Origin of the sequence: Alloalcanivorax sp. C16-2 (assembly GCF_046507615.1) — a bacterium.
Taxonomy (GTDB): domain Bacteria; phylum Pseudomonadota; class Gammaproteobacteria; order Pseudomonadales; family Alcanivoracaceae; genus Alloalcanivorax; species Alloalcanivorax marinus_A.
In genome coordinates this window covers 188,805-206,000 of sequence record NZ_JBKFTL010000004.1, presented here as the reverse complement: position 1 = coordinate 206,000, position 17,196 = coordinate 188,805, and the positions used below count along the sequence as shown (strand labels likewise).

Annotated in this window: 17 protein-coding genes; 9 read left to right on the top strand and 8 right to left on the bottom strand. The window is 65.6% G+C overall.

Annotated features, from left to right (window positions below; all coding sequences use genetic code 11):
• Window positions 1-92 precede the first annotated feature (92 nt).
• Together glnT and ACLD02_RS16210 are read left to right on the top strand one after the other, a co-directional pair.
• On the top strand, window positions 93-1,478 hold the full coding sequence (gene glnT / locus ACLD02_RS16215; protein WP_238401176.1) for a type III glutamate--ammonia ligase: 1,386 nt from the start codon (window positions 93-95) through the stop codon (window positions 1,476-1,478).
• A gap of 97 nt (window positions 1,479-1,575) precedes the next feature.
• A complete protein-coding gene (locus ACLD02_RS16210; protein ID WP_203105946.1) occupies window positions 1,576-2,184 on the top strand; it encodes a TetR family transcriptional regulator in 609 nt (202 codons plus the stop codon).
• Window positions 2,185-2,253: 69 nt separating this feature from the next.
• On the opposite strand, the gene ACLD02_RS16205 is transcribed toward ACLD02_RS16210, so the two are convergent.
• From ACLD02_RS16205 to ACLD02_RS16180, 6 genes are all read right to left on the bottom strand, one after another.
• Window positions 2,254-3,078: an ABC transporter ATP-binding protein gene (locus ACLD02_RS16205; protein ID WP_203105945.1), complete on the bottom strand. Its 825-nt coding sequence runs from the start codon at window positions 3,076-3,078 to the stop codon at window positions 2,254-2,256.
• 44 nt (window positions 3,079-3,122) lie between these two features.
• Entirely contained in the window at window positions 3,123-4,151 is a 1,029-nt protein-coding gene (locus tag ACLD02_RS16200; RefSeq protein ID WP_410299159.1) for an ABC transporter substrate-binding protein, read from the bottom strand.
• 31 nt (window positions 4,152-4,182) lie between these two features.
• Window positions 4,183-5,049 (bottom strand): ABC transporter permease, encoded by an 867-nt coding sequence (locus ACLD02_RS16195; RefSeq protein WP_410299158.1) that lies wholly within the window; start codon window positions 5,047-5,049, stop codon window positions 4,183-4,185.
• An 11-nt stretch (window positions 5,050-5,060) separates the two neighbouring features.
• On the bottom strand, window positions 5,061-6,104 hold the full coding sequence (locus ACLD02_RS16190; RefSeq protein ID WP_203105942.1) for a fatty acid desaturase family protein: 1,044 nt from the start codon (window positions 6,102-6,104) through the stop codon (window positions 5,061-5,063).
• A 10-nt stretch (window positions 6,105-6,114) separates the two neighbouring features.
• Complete coding sequence (locus tag ACLD02_RS16185) at window positions 6,115-6,981, bottom strand: sugar phosphate isomerase/epimerase family protein (protein ID WP_410299157.1); 867 nt, start codon at window positions 6,979-6,981, stop codon at window positions 6,115-6,117.
• Window positions 6,982-7,232: 251 nt separating this feature from the next.
• On the bottom strand, window positions 7,233-7,616 hold the full coding sequence (locus ACLD02_RS16180; RefSeq protein ID WP_410299156.1) for a hypothetical protein: 384 nt from the start codon (window positions 7,614-7,616) through the stop codon (window positions 7,233-7,235).
• A gap of 429 nt (window positions 7,617-8,045) precedes the next feature.
• On the opposite strand from ACLD02_RS16180, the gene ACLD02_RS16175 reads away from it, so the two are divergent.
• The 7 genes from ACLD02_RS16175 to ACLD02_RS16145 all read left to right on the top strand — a co-directional run bounded on the left by ACLD02_RS16175 (window position 8,046) and on the right by ACLD02_RS16145 (window position 15,681).
• Window positions 8,046-9,572, top strand: coding sequence for a ShlB/FhaC/HecB family hemolysin secretion/activation protein (locus ACLD02_RS16175; RefSeq protein WP_410299155.1), 1,527 nt, complete (start codon window positions 8,046-8,048; stop codon window positions 9,570-9,572).
• Window positions 9,573-9,635: 63 nt separating this feature from the next.
• The gene (locus ACLD02_RS16170; protein ID WP_203105938.1) at window positions 9,636-11,573 is read left to right on the top strand and encodes a DUF2341 domain-containing protein; all 1,938 of its coding nucleotides are present in this window, start codon (window positions 9,636-9,638) and stop codon (window positions 11,571-11,573) included.
• A gap of 17 nt (window positions 11,574-11,590) precedes the next feature.
• The gene (locus tag ACLD02_RS16165; RefSeq protein WP_161385425.1) at window positions 11,591-12,016 is read left to right on the top strand and encodes an ExbD/TolR family protein; all 426 of its coding nucleotides are present in this window, start codon (window positions 11,591-11,593) and stop codon (window positions 12,014-12,016) included.
• A 19-nt stretch (window positions 12,017-12,035) separates the two neighbouring features.
• Window positions 12,036-12,752: an energy transducer TonB gene (locus ACLD02_RS16160; RefSeq protein ID WP_410299154.1), complete on the top strand. Its 717-nt coding sequence runs from the start codon at window positions 12,036-12,038 to the stop codon at window positions 12,750-12,752.
• A gap of 64 nt (window positions 12,753-12,816) precedes the next feature.
• Window positions 12,817-14,505 (top strand): putative porin, encoded by a 1,689-nt coding sequence (locus ACLD02_RS16155; RefSeq protein ID WP_410299153.1) that lies wholly within the window; start codon window positions 12,817-12,819, stop codon window positions 14,503-14,505.
• 20 nt (window positions 14,506-14,525) lie between these two features.
• On the top strand, window positions 14,526-15,224 hold the full coding sequence (locus tag ACLD02_RS16150; RefSeq protein ID WP_203105935.1) for a DNA repair protein: 699 nt from the start codon (window positions 14,526-14,528) through the stop codon (window positions 15,222-15,224).
• Window positions 15,217-15,681, top strand: coding sequence for a YbjN domain-containing protein (locus ACLD02_RS16145; protein ID WP_410299152.1), 465 nt, complete (start codon window positions 15,217-15,219; stop codon window positions 15,679-15,681). Before ACLD02_RS16150 ends, ACLD02_RS16145 begins: the two co-directional genes overlap by 8 nt.
• Here the strand turns inward: ACLD02_RS16145 and ACLD02_RS16140 are convergent.
• Window positions 15,674-16,648 (bottom strand): FecR family protein, encoded by a 975-nt coding sequence (locus ACLD02_RS16140; RefSeq protein ID WP_203105933.1) that lies wholly within the window; start codon window positions 16,646-16,648, stop codon window positions 15,674-15,676. The genes ACLD02_RS16145 and ACLD02_RS16140 overlap by 8 nt on opposite strands.
• A gap of 2 nt (window positions 16,649-16,650) precedes the next feature.
• Window positions 16,651-17,196 carry an RNA polymerase sigma factor gene (locus ACLD02_RS16135; RefSeq protein WP_256245747.1) on the bottom strand — a complete coding sequence of 182 codons (546 nt, stop codon included), beginning with the start codon at window positions 17,194-17,196 and terminating at the stop codon, window positions 16,651-16,653.

Genomic DNA, 17,196 nt, shown 5'->3' with positions numbered 1-17,196 from the left:
GGTGGGTCTCCGGATTATATATACAAGCTGGCATGTATATTGAATGCAAAGCCTGTACCTATTTTCCGTGCGGTAACGTCTGGAGAGACATAATGAACGCCAAAGCCAACGGCCCTTCCGTGGCCGCCGTCCCGAGTGCCGACGATCTGGCCCGGGATCTGCTCGACAAGGGCGCCAAGTACGCCATGGCCAGCTATGTGGATATCCACGGCGTGGTGAAGGGCAAGTTCGTGCCGCTGGCCCATCTGGACCGCATGCTGAGTGGCTCGGAACTGTACACCGGCGCGGCCCTGGACGGCGTGCCCCAGGACATCAACGACGATGAAGTGGCGGCCATGCCGGACCCGGCCACCGCCACGCCCTGCGCCTGGAATCCGGAGCTGGTGTGGTTCGCCAGCGACCTGCATCTTAATGGCCAGCCGTTCCAGGCCTGCTCGCGCGGCATTCTCAAGCGCCAGCTCGAAGCGGCGGCGGAACTGGGGCTGGGCTTCAATCTTGGCATCGAAACCGAATTCTTCCTGTTTCGCGACAGTGATGATGGCGGTTTCGCGCCGGTCAGCGACCGGGACGATCTGGAAAAACCCTGCTATGACCCGCGCCCGCTGATGGACAACCTGCCGATCGTCGGCGAAATCGTGGAAGCCATGAACGCCCAAGGCTGGGACGTGTATTCCTTTGACCATGAGGACGCCAACGGCCAGTTTGAAACCGATTTCATGTACACCGATGCCCTGAACATGGCGGACCGGCTGGTGTACTTCCGCATGATGGCCAACGAGATCGCCCGCAAGCACGGCGCCTTCGCCAGCTTCATGCCCAAACCGTTCGCCGACCGCACCGGCAGCGGCGCGCACTTCAATATGTCGCTGGCGGATCTGGAAACCGGTCGCAATCTGTTCGAGGCCGGCGATGATGATCCCCATGGCTGTGGCGTCTCGCCGCTGGCCTATCACTTTATCGCCGGGGTGCTGAAACACGCCCGCGCCATCTGCGCGGTGATCGCGCCCACGGTGAACAGCTACAAGCGGCTGGTACAGCGCGGCGCCATGTCCGGCTCCACCTGGGCGCCGGTGTATTGCTGCTACGGCAACAACAACCGCACCAACATGCTGCGCATTCCCTCCCAGGGTGGCCGCGTGGAATGCCGGGCCGCGGATATTGGCGGCAACCCCTATCTGGGCGCGGCCCTGATGCTCGCCGCCGGCCTGGAAGGTATTCGCGAGAAGCTGGAACCCGGCGCGCCGCACCGGGAGAACATGAACGACTACAGCCGCGCGGAGATTCGCGGGATGGGCATCGAGATGCTGCCGCGCACCCTGGGCGAAGCGGTGGACGCCTTCGAGGCGGACCCGCTGGCTCGGGAAGTGTTCGGTGATTTGATGTTCGACACCTTCGTGGATTTCAAGCGGGATGAATGGGAGCAGTACCACAACCAGGTCTCCGATTGGGAAGTACGCCGTTATTTGAAAATGTTCTGAACCACGGCAGCTCCCGGCGAGCGCTTGGCGGTGACCGCCAGGCGCTTTACCCTTTCCTGTCGGACCCCCACCGCCCGTACGGAGCGCGATTGCCCGAATGAGACGTACCAAGGAAGAAGCCGAACAAACCCGGCTCAAGATTCTCGATGCCGCTTTGGTGCTGTTCAGCCGCAACGGCTACACCAACACCACTCTGGCCAACATCGCCACCCAGGCGGGCTTCAGCCGGGGGCCGATCTACTGGCATTTCAAGAACAAGGATGAGTTGTTCGAGGCGGTATTGCTGCTGTCCCAGGGCCCTTTGCTGGCGCTCACCAAGGAAACCCACCACGCCGATGGTCCGCCGCTGGAGGTGCTGGGTGCCTTCGCCGACCGCTGGCTGCGGCTGCTGGTGGAGGACACCCGTTACCGCCAATCCTTCGAAATCTTCCTCAACAAAACCGAGCTTACCAACAACCTGGATCACACCCTGCGCCGCGAGCGCAAGCTGACCCGGGATCTGGTGGCCGCGCTTGCCGCCCAGGTGGAACGGGCTCAGCGGGATGGGGACATCCCGCGTCATCACGCTGCCCAGGAACTGGGCCTGCTGTGCTACACCCATCTGATGGGGGTGACGCAGACCTGGTTGTTCTCGCCGCGTTTGTTCAGTCTGGAAGAAGAGATTCCGTTCTTCACCGGACGCTTGATTGAGTTGTTGAAGCTTTAAAGATATCGCGGCTAAAGCGGATCGCCGCCCGGCCGCTCCTACCCCATTCTTTACACCGTAGGAGCGGCTTTAGCCGCGATCCGCCGCTTCCGCCACTGGGCTCGCCCGGGTAGTGCCTTCCTCGCTCATCAGCCGCCGGATGTGCATGTCCAGCCGCCGGTATTCCGGATGGTCGAGCAAGGCCTCGCGGTCTCCGGCGGGCACCTCCTTCTTGAAATCCGGACGGATCACTTCCCGCAACCGGCCCGGATGGCTGGACAGGAAGAACACCACGTCGCCCAGGTAGAGCGCTTCCTCGATGTCGTGGGAGACCAGCAGCACCGTGGTGCGCTCCTTGCGCACGATGCCCAGCAGCAGCTCCTGCATTTGCCAGCGGGTCTCCGGGTCCAGGGCACCGAACGGCTCGTCCATGAGCAGCAGTTCCGGATGGTTGGCCAGGGTGCGGGCAATGGCCACCCGCTGGCGCATGCCGCCGGACAATTCATGGGGGTAGGCGTCGGCCACGTCCTCCAGGCGCACCGCCTGGATGAAATGTTCCACCGCCCCTTCGCGCAGGCTGGAACTGTCGCCGGTGATCTTCAGCCCGTAGGCCACGTTCTGGCGCACCGTCAGCCATGGAAATGAGGTGTAGCTCTGGAACACCATGCCGCGATCGCGGCCCGGCCCGGTCACCGGCCGGTCGTTGAGCGACAGGGTGCCGGAGGTGGGTTCCTCCAGCCCCGCCACCATGCGCAGCAGGGTGGATTTGCCGCAGCCGGACGGGCCCAGTAGCACGCCCACCTGGCCCGGTGGCAGGCGTAGGGACACCGCCTCCAGCGCCACCCGTGGATCACGACCGCCGGCGCGGAAGGTCTTGCCGACATCCTTGAGGATCAAACCGGAACCGGTGTTCATGGCGGTGCTCCCGTCAGCATGGCTTCAGTGGTTGGTAAAGGCTTTTAATCGCCGCTAATGGCTTTCAGCGGCGCCAGATTCACACCGGCTTCCATGGGGTGGCGCTCGTCCACCAGGCCGAACTTGAGCCACCAGTCGGTGGTGGTTTCCCAATGCTGGCTGATCTGGCCGTTGCTCAGGCCAAGCGGCAGATCACCCGGGGCCACGCCCATGAAGCGAGCGGCCTGTGCGGCGTCGAACACCCAGATGCCGCCCTTGTAAATCTTGCCATCCTTGCCGAGCACTTTTTCCACGTCGGTCAGGGGGAAGCCCAGGTGTTTGGCGATGATCTTGTTGCCCTCGGCGGGATGCTCCTTCCACCAGGCCACCGCCTTGAAGTAGGCGTCCAGGGTCTTGGTGGCCGCCTCCGGGCGTTCCTTCAGAAAGGTATCGCTCATGTACATGGCGTCGCCGAGCAGGGCGGTTTCAATCCAGTCCCCTTCCGAGGAGGTGGCGGCCACGGTGGCGTCGGGCTGGGCTTCCAGGGCGTGGGAGCCGAACGGTTCCCAGAATTCGGCGGCGGCCACGTTGCCGCCCACCAGGGCGCCAACGGCGTCATCCATGATCAGGTTGGTGTACTCCACGTCATTGAAATTGACACCGTTCTGTTCCAGCCAGATGCCCATGAAAATCTGCGTCAGGCCGCCCACCAGCACCGCCACGGATTTGCCCTTCAGGTCCTCGGCGCTGTTTATCCCCGGGGCCAGCACGATTTTGTCGGTGCCGTAGGAGGGATTGGTGTAGGTGACCATCTTGATGGGCACGTCCTTGTCGGCGGCGATGGGGCCGTACTCGGCGGTGCTGGAGGTGACGTCCAGGCCGCCGGAGGTCATCAGGGAAAAGCTTTCGTAGGGGTCCTCGATGACGCTGATTTCCAGATCCAGGTCCGGCACCAGATTTTTCTCCTGGGCGATGAACCAGAAACCGTAACCGGGCCAGGAAAACAGGGACAGGCGCACCGGCTCGGCGGCGCCGGCGCCCAGGGAAATCAGGCACAGCGAGGTGGTCAGTAAAAGCAGCTTGATCAGTCGCATGATGAAAAGCCTCTTGGCAAGGGAAAACGGATCAGCGCTGGTGCTCCCCGCGCAGGTACGGGAAGCGCCAGCGATAAACGAGACGGAACAGGGCGTCGAAGGCCAGCCCCAGCAAACCGATGGTGACGATGCCGGCCATGATGTCGTCCACGTGCACGAAGCGTTTGGCGCGCATCATCATGGCGCCGATGCCGTCGGTGGCGGCGACGATTTCGGCGATCACCAGATAGGTCCAGCTCACCGCCAGCATTTGCCGGCAGGTATCCAGGTAGCCGGGCAGGGAATGGCGGAACACCACGGTCCACAGCACTACCCGGCGGCCACCGCCCAGGGTCTTGGCGGTTTCGATGAAGGCCGCCGGCACCTGGCGGGTAACGTCGGCGAGCATGATCGCCAGAAAGAACACCACGCCGATCAGCAGCAGGGCGATCTTCTGGCTGTCGCCGGTGCCCAGCCACATCAGCAGCAGTGGAATGAATGCCGGCGCCGGCAGGTAACGGAAGGCGCCCAGTAGCGGATTGAGCAGGCCGTCGATGCGCGCGAAGGCGCCCATTAGCAAACCCAGGGGCAGGGCGATGGCTACCGCCAGGGAGAAGCTGATCAGGATACGGCGAATGCTGGACAACACGTCGCCGAGAAAGCCCTGCTCCATGAACAGATCGATCAGGGCACGCGCCACCGCCACCGGGCCGGGAAACAGTCGCTCGGAGGCCAGCCCGGCGTGGGCGGCCAAATACCAGCCGAACACGAACAGCAGCCAGCCGGTAAGCCCGAGCAACACGCGGCGGCGCCAGTCCAGGTGCTGACCGAAATCCAGCCAGCGGCGTTTCAGGGCCGGTGCCGTGGGTCGGGCCGGCGTGTCGCCGGTGGTGATGGAATTCCGTAGTGACGCGGTCATCGCCGGCCTCCTCAGAACGCGGTCAGGAAACTCAGGCCGTACACCGGCACGGCGCTGCCTTCGCGAATCGCCCGGGTGGCTTCCACCTGGCCGTAGGTCTCCGCGTGGATGCCATCCAGACGATGGCGGTGATAGCTGCGCAGCTGGTCCTTGAACGGCAGGGTCCGGGCGAAGTCATCGCCGTACAGTTCACGGTGCGCCGCCGGCAGCTTGTACCAGGGCAGGGTGGGCTTGGTGTGGTGCGCGTTGTGGTAGCAGAAATTCAGCACCAGCAGGTTGAGTGCCGGCCAGCGCCGTGAGATCGGGTTGGTGTAGGTGTTGCTCTCCTCGTACTCCCGGTCGCCCTTGTGCGGCAGCGGCGCTTCCTTGTCGTTGAGCGTGGCGATGATGTCGTAGTTGTGCTGGAAGGCATCGAAAAAACGCAACACCGTAAGCAGCAACGCATAGGCCACGAAGTACAGCAGCACCGCTTTCAGGCTCCACACCGCCAGGGCGGCGAGCAGGCTCAGACGCACCAGCAGCACGGCGGCGGTGCGCTTGCGCTGCGCCGGGTCGCCGTAGCCGATAAAGGGCGCCACCATCAGCACCGCGTGCATCAGATAATCCACCGCCGGCACATAGGCCCATTCCAGGGCGAACACCAGCTTCTCGGTGCGCGGGTGGGCTTTCAGCCAGGCGCGGTAATCGAAGGCGATGGTGTCGGCGTTGTCCACGTGGTGGCGCAGATGCTTGTAGCGCAGATCCTCGTAGGTGCCGTAGCAGCCGCCGGCGATCCAGTTCAGCGCCTTGCCCAGGCGGGTGTTGTAAGCGGTGTTCTTGAACAGGGCGTTGTGGGCGCAGTCGTGAATCAGATAGGCGGCCACCACCATGCCGTGGGCGCAGGCCAATACGCCCAGGGCGGGCAGCAGCCAACCGGGCCGGGCCATCAGCAGCCAGCCGCCCACATAGGTGAGCAGGATGTAGGCCAGCGCCGCCGCGTTCGGCGCCAGGCCGTCGGGGTGGCGCAGGCTGGCGCGTACTTTCTCGATCATTGGCATGGGCTTGATCATTGCCATGGGAACCTCCTCAAACCGCCTGGCGTTTCAGGTCGTGGGGCACGGACCATTGCTGGAAATGCCGGCGCTCGCAGTCGGCGATCCAGCGGTTCAGGTCCCACAGGTCGGCGATCGGCGCGCCGGTGAACGGCAGGGTGTGCAGGTAGCCATCGGGGCCGAACTCCGGGGTCATGGTGGTCTCCGCCAGGCCGCGCCGGCGCTGGGACGACCACACCGCTTCCCAGCAGCGCTGGTGGGCGGCCAGGGCACCGGCGAACTCCGGCGCGCCGGGGTGGGGCACCTGGGGCCCTTGGTCGTAGCCCACCCGGCTGTGCACATGCAGCGCCTGCTCGGCGACCCGCTCGATGCTGTCCCACTCGGTGTCCGGCAGGCGCTCGCACACCACCGCCCAGTGGCTGAAGTCGCAGGTCACCGCCAGCTCCGGCACGCGCTCCAGAATCGCCACCGTGTTCCAGGGGCAGAAAAAGCTGCGCCCGCGATGGGTTTCGAAGCTGGCGGTGACACCCAGACCGGTGGCGATGTCCTGGGCCTCGGAGAAGAAGCGCACGCTGTCGTCGATGGACCAGGCGTCGCAGCCGCCCATCACGTTGGCGAACTCGGCGCCCAGTTCACGACCGGTGGCCAACTGCGCCTCGAAGTCCGCCAGGTGCTCCTCCACCGTGGCCTGGCGGCGCGGCACATAGCTGCCGGCGGTGCAGATTTCCTGAATCCAGCGCAGGCCGTACGCGGCCAGGGCGCGGCCCAGGGCGTCGCGATCCCCGTCGTCCGTCGGTAATGGTGCCTCCAGGCCCTGGAAGCCGGCGTCCACCGCCAGCCGCGCCGCGTCGGCGGCGTCGCCCGGATGCCCCCACAGGGTTTTGAAATGGCTGAGCTGCATAAAGCCTCCCGTCGTCGCTGTTCCTGGGGACGGGCGGAACCGGAGGGCGGGACGTGCCGGTTCGGTTCTGTCCGTGGTTATACATGTCTAAGCAGCATTTATGCCAAAATTAATTAGGCTAAAAAATGATTACAAGATGTTGATTTTAAAGGATGATTTTTGTTCGGCGGGGTTGGCGTGGTGGGTGGTGCGGTGCACGGATAGGGAGCGGGGCGCACCAGGAGGTTTCAGGGGTATCGATTGGTCGGGGGTTAGCGCGGGAGGGGCGGAGGGGCTTCGCGCCGGGCTGGGCGTTGCGGCCGGACACCCTGTCCGAAGGTGTTGCCCATGCGGTTACGCAGGGTGGAACGGCTGAATTGTCCGCTGCGGTTGGGTGACTGGTTAATTACGGATTCGGCGTTCAGCCGTGGCCGGTTCCTGACCTGCTCGCCGGCCTGGCTCGGCGCCATTTTTTCCTGCAGGCACTCATAGGGCAGGGCGCGTTGGCCGTTTACCTCCACGGTGATGCAGGGCGGGGCGTCGTCGTTTCCGACGCCATCATTCGGGGCGGCCCCGGCCGGCGTGGCCAGCAGGGCGATGCCCGCCAGTGCCGTCGCCAGGCACCGCGGACCCATGGGTTCGTGGCGTGCCGCCATCCTGGTTCATTCCTTCCTGTTCCGGGTCCGGCCTACCTTGCCGCCATCCCGGTGACGCCACAATGTCGGGCCGCGCAAGCCGGATGAATTTTTTATGAAATGAATGCGGTTTCGCCACGTTGAAACAGTCTTGTTCTGTGTTGATCGGAGCATTCCATTCATAACAAAGACGGAACACGGTCGGCAATCAGGTGACCGCCGCCCTTCGCAGGGCGGCGGCTTTTTTCGCGTCCGCCGTTGGAATCCTCTAACCGGCGTTATGAATTTTTGGTGACAAAAGTTCGGTCATGGTGGGCGGGCCACGTCTTAAAACTGTTAACTGAATCACTGCCTCTTTTTTTAGTGCCGAGTCCTTTGCCCATGTTTGATGCGCACGGAAGAACGTCATGTTTTATTACCAAGGGGGGCGCGTGGCTTTTTATTCTGCTGTTGCTGAGCCCGCCGCTGGCCGCCCAGGAGGCGGCCACCACCACCGTTACCATTCGGGAGTACATCGTTCGCGGCAACACCGTGCTGGATAACCGCGCCATCGAAAAAGCGGTGTATCCGTATCTCGGGCCGGACCGGACACTGAGCGACATTCAGAGCGCCCGCGCCGCCCTGCAGAAAGCCTACCAGGAGCGGGGCTATCAATCGGTGTACGTGGAGCTCCCGGAGCAGAAGGTGTCCGGCGGGGTGGTCTATCTGCTGGTTTCCGAGGTCACCGTGGGACGGGTGCGGGTGGTGGGCGCCAAGTACCATTCACCGCTGGCGATCCGCCAGGAAGTGCCGGCGCTTAGCCGGGGCGTGGTGCCGGATTTCGAGCTGGTCCAGGAACAGCTCACCAAGGTTAACCGCTCCGGCAAGCGTCAGGTCATGCCGCTGGTCAAGGAAGGACGAGTACCCGGTACCATGGACGTGGACCTGTCGGTGGAGGATCAGCGGCCCTGGAACGCCAGCCTGACCCTGAATAACGATTACAGCGCCGACACCGAGAAGCTGCGCACGGTCGCCACCCTGTCCCATTCCAACCTTTGGCAACGTGGCCACAGTGCTTCCCTGACCTTTTTCACCGCGCCGGAAAATACCGACAACGCCGAGGTCTGGTCCTTCAGCTACGAAGCGCCGTTGGGCGAGCGTTGGTCCACCCGGCTAAGCGGCTATACCTCGGACAGCGACGTGGCCACGGTGGGCGGCACCAATGTGCTGGGCCGGGGCCACTCCTATGGCGTCGCGGCGGTGTACAGCCTGCCTTTCGACGGAACCTGGGGGCACTCCTTCACCGCCGGCATCGATTTCAAGGATTTCGAGGAGGCGCTGCGCTTCGGCGGTGACGAGGACCAGGTGCCGTTGGAATACGCGCCCTTCACCTTCTCCTACGACGGTTACTTCTTCACCGACGACTACCAGGGTTTTCTGAACCTCAGTCTGGTGACCGCCTCCGACGAGATTCCCTCCGGTGGCAGTGGCTGGCGGGAATTCGATTACAAGCGCTACAAGGCGAGCCCGGACTTCGCCGTGCTCAAGGCGGACGCCAACCTGGAGTGGCAGCTCAAGAACTGGGTGCTGGCGGGCAAGGTGCGGGGCCAGGCGGCCTCCGGGCCGCTGATCTCCAACGAGCAATTCGCCGTGGGCGGCGCCGGCTCGGTGCGCGGTTATCTGGCCGCCGAGCAGGCCGCCGATGACGGCTACCTGGCCAGCCTGGAGTTGCGTACCCCTTCCCTGGACGGCTGGTTCGGCAACCCCTGGCGCCTGCTGCGCTTCCATGTGTTCGGGGAAGGGGCCCAGTTGCAGTTGCGTGATCCGCTGCCGGAACAGGAGGCCCGCTTCGATCTGGCCAGTGTTGGCATCGGCGCCCGCGCCGAGCTGTGGGATTACGTCAGCGGCTCCGTGGATCTGGGCTACCCGCTGGCGGAAACCGGCGACACCGAGAAGTACGACCCCAGGGTGCATTTCAGCGTTACCGCGCGCTTTTGAACGCCGTGCCATGAAGACCTTAACGACAACGGACCCAATTGCTTTTTTTCGGAGTGCCTGACCATGCGACAACGTCTACTCATACTCATTCTCTCCTGCCTGGGGGCGCTGGCGCCGGCTCTGGCCCAGGCCTGGTGGCAGGAAGACTGGAGCTACCGCAAGCAGATCACCGTGGATACCACCCAGGAAGGCGCCGCTATCACCGAGCGGGTGGGGCGGATGCCGGTGCTGGTCCGCCTGCACACGGGCAACTTCAGCTTCGACGGCGTCAAGGAAAACGGCGCTGACCTGCGCTTCGTGCTCGGTGACGATGAAACGGTGCTCAACCATCGCATCGAGAGTTTCGATGCCCTGCTCGGGGTGGCTTACATCTGGGTGGACGTGCCGGAGATCCAGGGCGGAGCCCGCCAGGACATCTGGATGTATTACGGCAATCCGCAGGCGCCCCTGCCGGACAGCAATCAGGTATTCGACGCCGACTACGCCGGCGTTTATCACTTCGACGGCGCGCCGGGCGGCAGCGCCGATGACGCCACCGCCTACAACAACGATTCCACCAACCCGGTGTCCGGCACCACCACCGGCGTGATCGCCCAGGCCGCGCAATTCAGCGGTGAGCCGCTGATGCTGCCGGCTTCTCCGTCCCTGGCGGTGGCCGCCGGCGGCGCCTTCAGCTTCAGCGCCTGGATCAAGGCGCCCCAGGCCGCCGGCGAGCAGCTTCTCTACGCCCGCCGCCAGGGCGGCAATGCCCTGCTGATCGGCATCGCCAACGGCGTGCCCTTCGTGGAAGTGAATGGCCAGCGCAGCGAGCGGGGCCAGCCGCTGGCCGCCGACCAATGGCAGCACCTGGCGGTGACCACTGGCGCCCAGGGTGTAACGCTGTATCTCAATGGCCGTCAGGCGGGCCAGATGGCGGTGGCGCTGCCGGCCTTCAACGGCGTCGCCGCCCTGGGCGGTGACGTGCCTGGTTACCGGACGGGCGTGGCAGGTGGCGCTGAAGGCGCTAATGACAGTACCGGGGAAAATACCGGGGAAGGCAACGGCGAAGGTGCGACCGACGCCGCCTTGGCGGAGGCGGGGGGAGGTGAAACCCCGGCCGTCCCGGCGCCCGCCGCCGGCTTCACCGGCGCCATGGACGAGGTGCGCTTGTCGCGGGTGGAGCGGTCCCCCGCCCTGCTGCGCGCCAGCGCCCTGTCCCAGGGACCGGAGTCGCGGCTGCTGGTGTTCGGCGTGGACGAAGAGCAATCCGGGTTTGGCTTCGGCGCCCTGGGGTTCCTGCTCTCCTCGGTGCCGGTGGATGCCTGGGTGATCATCGGTGTGCTGGCGCTGATGATGGTGCAGACCTGGGTGGTCATGTTCCAGAAATTCCGCCAGGCCCGTCGTACCGACGAGGCCAACGCCGAGTTCCGCGACGCCTTCGCCGGTGTTGGCACCCGCCTGGAAATTCTGGCTGATGACCGGGATCTGGGCGAGCGTCTGGCGCACTCGTCCCTGTGGCGGCTCTATCAGGTGGCGGTGCGCGAGCTGCGCGTGCGCCGCGAGCAGGGCGCCGACACCGGCCGCATTTCCTCGGAAACCCTGGAAGCCATCCGCGCCTCCATGGACGCGGTGCGTACCAATGAAAACCGCGCCCTGGGCCACCGCCTGGGCGTGCTCTCCAACGCCATCGCCGGCGGCCCCTACATCGGCCTGCTGGGTACCGTGCTGGGCATCATGGTGGTGTTCCTGGGTACCGCCATGGCCGGCAACGTGAACATCAACGCGGTGGCCCCGGGCATGGCCGCGGCCCTGCTGGCCACGGCGGCGGGTCTGTTCGTCGCCATCCCGGCGCTGTTTGCCTACAACCGCCTGAACGGCCGCAATCGGGAAATCAGCTCCGACATGCGCGTGTTCCTGGACGAGTTCGTGACCCGGCTGGCGGAACTGCGTGGCGCCGGCTCCCCTCACTCCCCCTCCGTGGCGGACGACCTGCCGGTCGGCCGCCGGGACGCCCTGGCATAAGGAATAAGGAGAACCGCATGGCTTCCGTTAAGGCTTCCATGGACGACGACGAACAGGACGGCCCGGTGGATGGCATCAACATCACGCCGTTGGTGGATGTGCTGATGGTGGTGCTGGTGATGTTCATCCTCACCGCCACCGCCCAGGTGGCCGGCATTCAGGTGGACCTGCCCAAGGCCAGTGCCTCGGTGTCCCTGTCCGAGCCCAAGACCAAGGCGGTGTCGGTGAACAACGATGGCCAGATTTTCCTGGACGCCTACCCGGTGACGCTGGACGAGCTGGAAGACCGGCTGCGCACGGAAAAGGCCACCAATCCGGATTTCCCGGTGGTGGTACGCGGCGACGCGGCGGTGCAGTACCAGAAGGTGGTGGAGGTGCTCGACGTCCTGCGCCGCCTGGAGCTGGCCCAGGTCGGCCTGGTTACCGGCAAACCCAAGAACTGATCGGACGGACCGGAACGAGATGCCACAGCAAGCACCGAAATCGAGCCGCCGGGACGCCGCGCGCAACCGCCGCGTCACCGCCGTGGCCATCACCCTGGGCGTGGTGCTGGCGGTGGCCCTGGTAGGCGCGTTGATCTGGTACTGGGCCAATCAGACCGCCGGAGTGCGCCGTCAGGTGCCCAAGCAGGACATGATCGTGCCATTGCCGCCACCGCCGCCGCCGGAGGAACAGCCGGAGCCGGAACCGGAGCCCGAACCGGAGGAGAAGGTGGAACCGGAGCCAGTGCCCGAGGAGCCCACGCCGGTGGAGGAACCCACCCCGGAAGAGCCGCCTTCGCCGTCCCAGGACCTGTCCGAGGCGATGCAGATCGACGGGGAGGCCCAGGCCGGCAACGACGCCTTCAGCATCGGCGCCGGCAGCGGCGGTGGCATGGGCGGCTCCGGCGCCGGTGCGGCGGGCAACGCCACCTACGGCCAGTACCTGTCCTACGCCTTCCAGCGGAAGCTGCGCGAAAACCGGGACATTCGCCACCTCAGCTATCGGGTGGAGGTGAATCTCTGGCTGGACCCGGACGGCCGGGTCACGCGGGTGGAGATGCTGTCCTCCAGCGGCGACCAGGACGTGGACCGGCGGATTGTGAACGCCCTGCGCGACATGGACGCGCTGGATCAGAAACCGCCGCGGTCACTGACCTTGCCGGTGCGCATGTCACTGCAGGGACGGCGGCCGGGATGAACGACGACCTCGCGGCCAGCAACACGGCAGCCCCAAACACGATCTTTTTCAGGAGCCCTTAAGCATGAACAGGCAATTCAACCGCTGGGCGCTGGCCCTGGCGGTCGCGGTCGCCCTGGCCGGACCCGCCCAGGCGCAGACCGGCGACCAGGCGCAAGCGTCGCCGGCCGTGTCCGGCAACACCACCGTGCATCTGATCCGCCTGCTGGTGGAACAGGGCGTGATCACCGAGGAGCAGGCCGGGGCCTTGATGGAACAGGCGCGCCGGGAAGCCCGGGCCGAACAGGAAGCCCGGGAGCCGGACGTGCGTGAAGGGGACGTGCGCGTGCCCTATATTCCGGAAACCGTGCGCGACGGGATCCGCGCCGAGGTCAAGGAAGAGGTGATCACCCAGGCCAAGGAGGAGAACTGGGCGGCGCCCAACACTTTCCCGGAATGGGTGTCCCGGGTGGAATGGTTTGGTGACGTGCGGGTGCGCAACGAGTCCCGCTTCCGCGCCAACGACAACAGCGACCTGGTGGCCGATTATCAGGAATGGAACGACACCGAGTACGACATTTCCGTCCCGAACGTCTTTCCACCCTTGTTGAATACCCGTCAGGACCGGGAGAACCTGCTGCGCGTCCGTGCGCGCTTCGGCCTGGAAGCGGACCTGGGCAAGCACTGGCGCACCGGCCTGCGCCTGGCCACCGGCAGTAGCGACAGTCCGGTGTCCACCACCCAGACCCTGGGCGGCGGCCTGAGCAAGAAGGACATCTGGCTGGACCGGGCCTGGATCAGCTGGCACCCGGGGATCTGGACCTTCACCGCCGGCCGCGCCAAGAGCCCCTTCGTGTCCACGGACATTCTTTACTCCGGGGAACTGGGCTTCGACGGCGTCTCGGCGGGCTGGAACGGTGTGTCCGTGGGGGAGCACGGCGCCTTCTTCGGCACCCTGGGGGCCTTCCCGCTGGGCTACATCTCCGATGACTTCCCGTCCGACGAACAGAACAAGAAAGCCAGCGAGGACAAATGGCTGCTCGGTGCCCAGCTTGGCATCGACTGGCGCTTCCAGGAGGACCAGCGGTTCCTGGCCGCCCTGGCCTACTACGATTTCAACAATATCGAGGGCCAGCGTTCGTCCCCGTGCCCCCTCTACGCCGGCTACCAAAGCTGTCGCTCGGACTGGTCGGCGCCGGCCTTCATGCAGAAGGGCAACAGCGTTTTCCTGCTGCGCGACATCGTTCTCGAACCCGGCAACGAGGCGGACACCGCCATGCCGCAACTGGTGGGCCTGGCGTCGGAGTTCCAGCTCCTCGACATCAACCTGCGCTGGCGCACGCCCCTGTTCAACGACTATGAGCTGAGTCTGGCGGGTAACTACATCCACAACCTGGCCTACGACGAGGACGAGATGTTCGAGCGCTCGGACGGCCTGATTCTCAACAACTTCGACACCAACGGCGAACTGGAAAGCGGCGCCGATGCCTGGATGGTGCACGCCGCCTTTGGTGATGATCTGGACCTGGCCCGGGCCGGCAACTGGCAGGTGTTCTTCGGCTATAAGTACATCGAGCCGGACGCCCTGCCGGACGCCTTCAATGACTCTTCCTTCCATCTCGGTGGTACCAACGCCAAGGGCTACTTCCTGGGCGGCAGCTATGCGTTCACCCCGGACCTGTCCGCCCGTGGCCGCTGGCTGAGCGCGGAAGAGGTGTACGGGCAACCGCTGGCCATCGATGTCCTGCAACTGGAACTCAACGCGCGCTTCTGAGAGCGCGCGGGAGGAATGTCATGAACAAAACACAAGAGCCGTCGAAAGCGTTGAAAGCGCCACGCCGTGGCGGCGCCCTGATGCTGGCCGGCCTGTTGTTGGCGCTCAGCGTGCCGGCCATCGCGCAGACCGACCAGAGCCTGGAACAGCGGCTGCGCGCGGAACTGCGCAACACCCGCCAGGAGCTGCAGACGCTGCGTTCCAACCAGGCGCGACTTGAGAACCGGGTCAGCCAGGCGGAAGCGGAACGTCAGGCGGCGCTGGATCAAGTGGCGGCCCTGCGCGGGCGCCTCGAGGCCAGCCAGGGCCGGCTGGAGAGCCAGCAACGGGCCAGCCGTGGCCGTCTCGCCGAAAGCCGCCAGCAGAACCAGAAGGTGCGCGCCGCCTACGACGAACTGCTGGAAATGGCCCGCGACAAGGAGGCGCAACGGCGGCAACTGGCCCAACGCGCCCAGGCCCAGGCGGACGCCCTGGAAACCTGCGTGGCGCGCAACGACGCCCTGTTCAAGGCCGGCCGGGAAATCCTGGACGCTTACGAAAGCCTGGGCGCCGGCAGCCTGTTCCGCATGCGCCAGCCGCTGGCGGCGTCGGCGCGGGTGGAGTTCGAAAACCGGGCCCAGGACTTTGGCGACCGCCTCTACAACAACCAGGTAGAGGTGACGGCGCCGGAGGATCAGACGACCCCGACCCAATCCGAGGAGCGAGATTCCAATGAGTGATGCAACCCCGATGATCGACAGCGTGACCCTCGGCGACCTGGCAGAGTTGCTTCAGGAAGCCGGCTACCGCACCAACGAAAGCGAACAGAACGGCCTGCGCCAGCTGCTCAGCGCCAGCCAGGGCGTGGGTTTCGCGGTGCGCCCCGGGAACCCCCATGTGGAGGACGGCGAGCGCCTGCTGGACGTTACCCTCAGCTGCGCGCTGCGCATCGATGGTGTACTCCCGGAGGGCATGGTGGCCACCTGGAACCGCAGCAAACGGTTCGGCCGTCTCAGTCAGCAGGGCGATTTCCTGGTGCTGGAGATGGACGTGCTGGTGGCCGGCGGCGTCAGCCGGGGGCACCTGCGCACCAGCGTGGAGCTGTGGGACCGGTTGATGCGCGAACTGCTGCTGTATCTGCGCAATTACCGGGCCCCGGAACAGGAAGCCGAGGCCGGAGAGCCCGCCGCTAGCTGATGATCAACACGCCGCCGGGCAGGTCGCGCACGGTGGCGCCCCGGACTTCGCGGACCAGCGCCGCGAAGTCCTCCAGCCGGTCCAGGGACAGATAGGCCTGCACCGGAGTGCGGCCCAGGGCCTCGTCCAGCAGCAGGATGCGGCCCGGACGATAGCGATTCACTTCCTCCACCACCGACGCCAGCGGCGTGCCATCGAACACCAGAATGCGCTGGCGCCAGGCGCTCACCCTTTGCGGGTCCACCGCCGTGACCCCGGTCAGACGGGTTTCGTTATAGACCACCTGCTGGGCCGGCCGCAGCCGCGAGCGGTCGCGGCCATGGGCCACGGTGATTTCCCCCATCAGGCAGGTTACCCGCACCCGGTCGTCGGTGTAGCGCACATTGAAGCGCGCGCCGCGGGCTTCAACGTGGCCGTTGCCGGCGCTTACCGTGAAGCGGGCCGGCGTGTACGGCAGCGTGGTCACCTCGGTTTCGCCGCCGCGCAGCACCAGGCCGGTGACGGCGCCGTCCCGGCGCTGCAGATCCACCCGGGTGCGGGTGTTGAGTTGCACGGTGGCGGTGTCCGGCAGCACCACCTCGCGTTGCTCGCCGGTGGCGGTCCACAGATCGGCGGTGAGCACCTCGGCGCCGGGCCACAGGTCCAGGGGCGAGCGCATCACTACCCAGCCGGCGCAGGCCGCCGCGGCGCCGCCGAGAAAGGCGCGCCGGCTGAGCCCCGGCCGTTGCCGCTCTTCCAGGCGCGTGACGTTGTCGGGCCGCGATCGCGCCGCCTCGCCCATGCCGCTCCAGACCCGCCGGCAGTGGGAGAAGGCGCGGGCGTGTTCCGCACTGCGCGCGCACCATTCCCGGAAGGCATCGCCGTCGGCGGCGGTGGCGCGACCGGATTCGAGAAGAATCAGCCATTCCCGGGCTTCACGCTGGATCCGGTCGCGGTCCCTGGCGCCGGCGCGGGAGGAATCATGCATGATCACGGGGACTCTTTCCGTTTCGGGCCGAACCGCTGAATGTACTCGCGGTCCAGACGCTGACAACAATACTCCAGGCCGGCGCGCAATTCCTTTTCCACGGTCCGCAGGGACACGCCATGACGCCGGGCGATGTCCGCGTGGGGAGTATCCTCCAGCCGCGCGGCGGTAACGATGGCGCGCCGCCGCCGGGGCAGTTCCGCCAGAGCGCGCCGGAACAGCTCGATCTCCTGTTCGCCAAGGGCTTCCCTGGCCGGATCGGCCATCTCGTCGGCCATGGCGTAGAGATCTTCCACCTCGTCCAGATTCATAACCCGGGCCTGTTTGCGTCGTTGTTCCTCGGCCACGTTCAAGGCGATGCGGAACACATAGGCCGCCGGGTGGCGCACCACGGTGCCGTCGCGCAGGGTCTCGATGCGCAGCCAGGTTTCGTGCAGGGCGTCCTCGGCCAGTTGCGGCGAGCCCAGACGTTGGCGCAGGCGTTGCCGCAGTTCGTCGTAACGCAGCAGGAACAGATCCCGCAGCGGCTGATGCAGGGTATCCGGCAC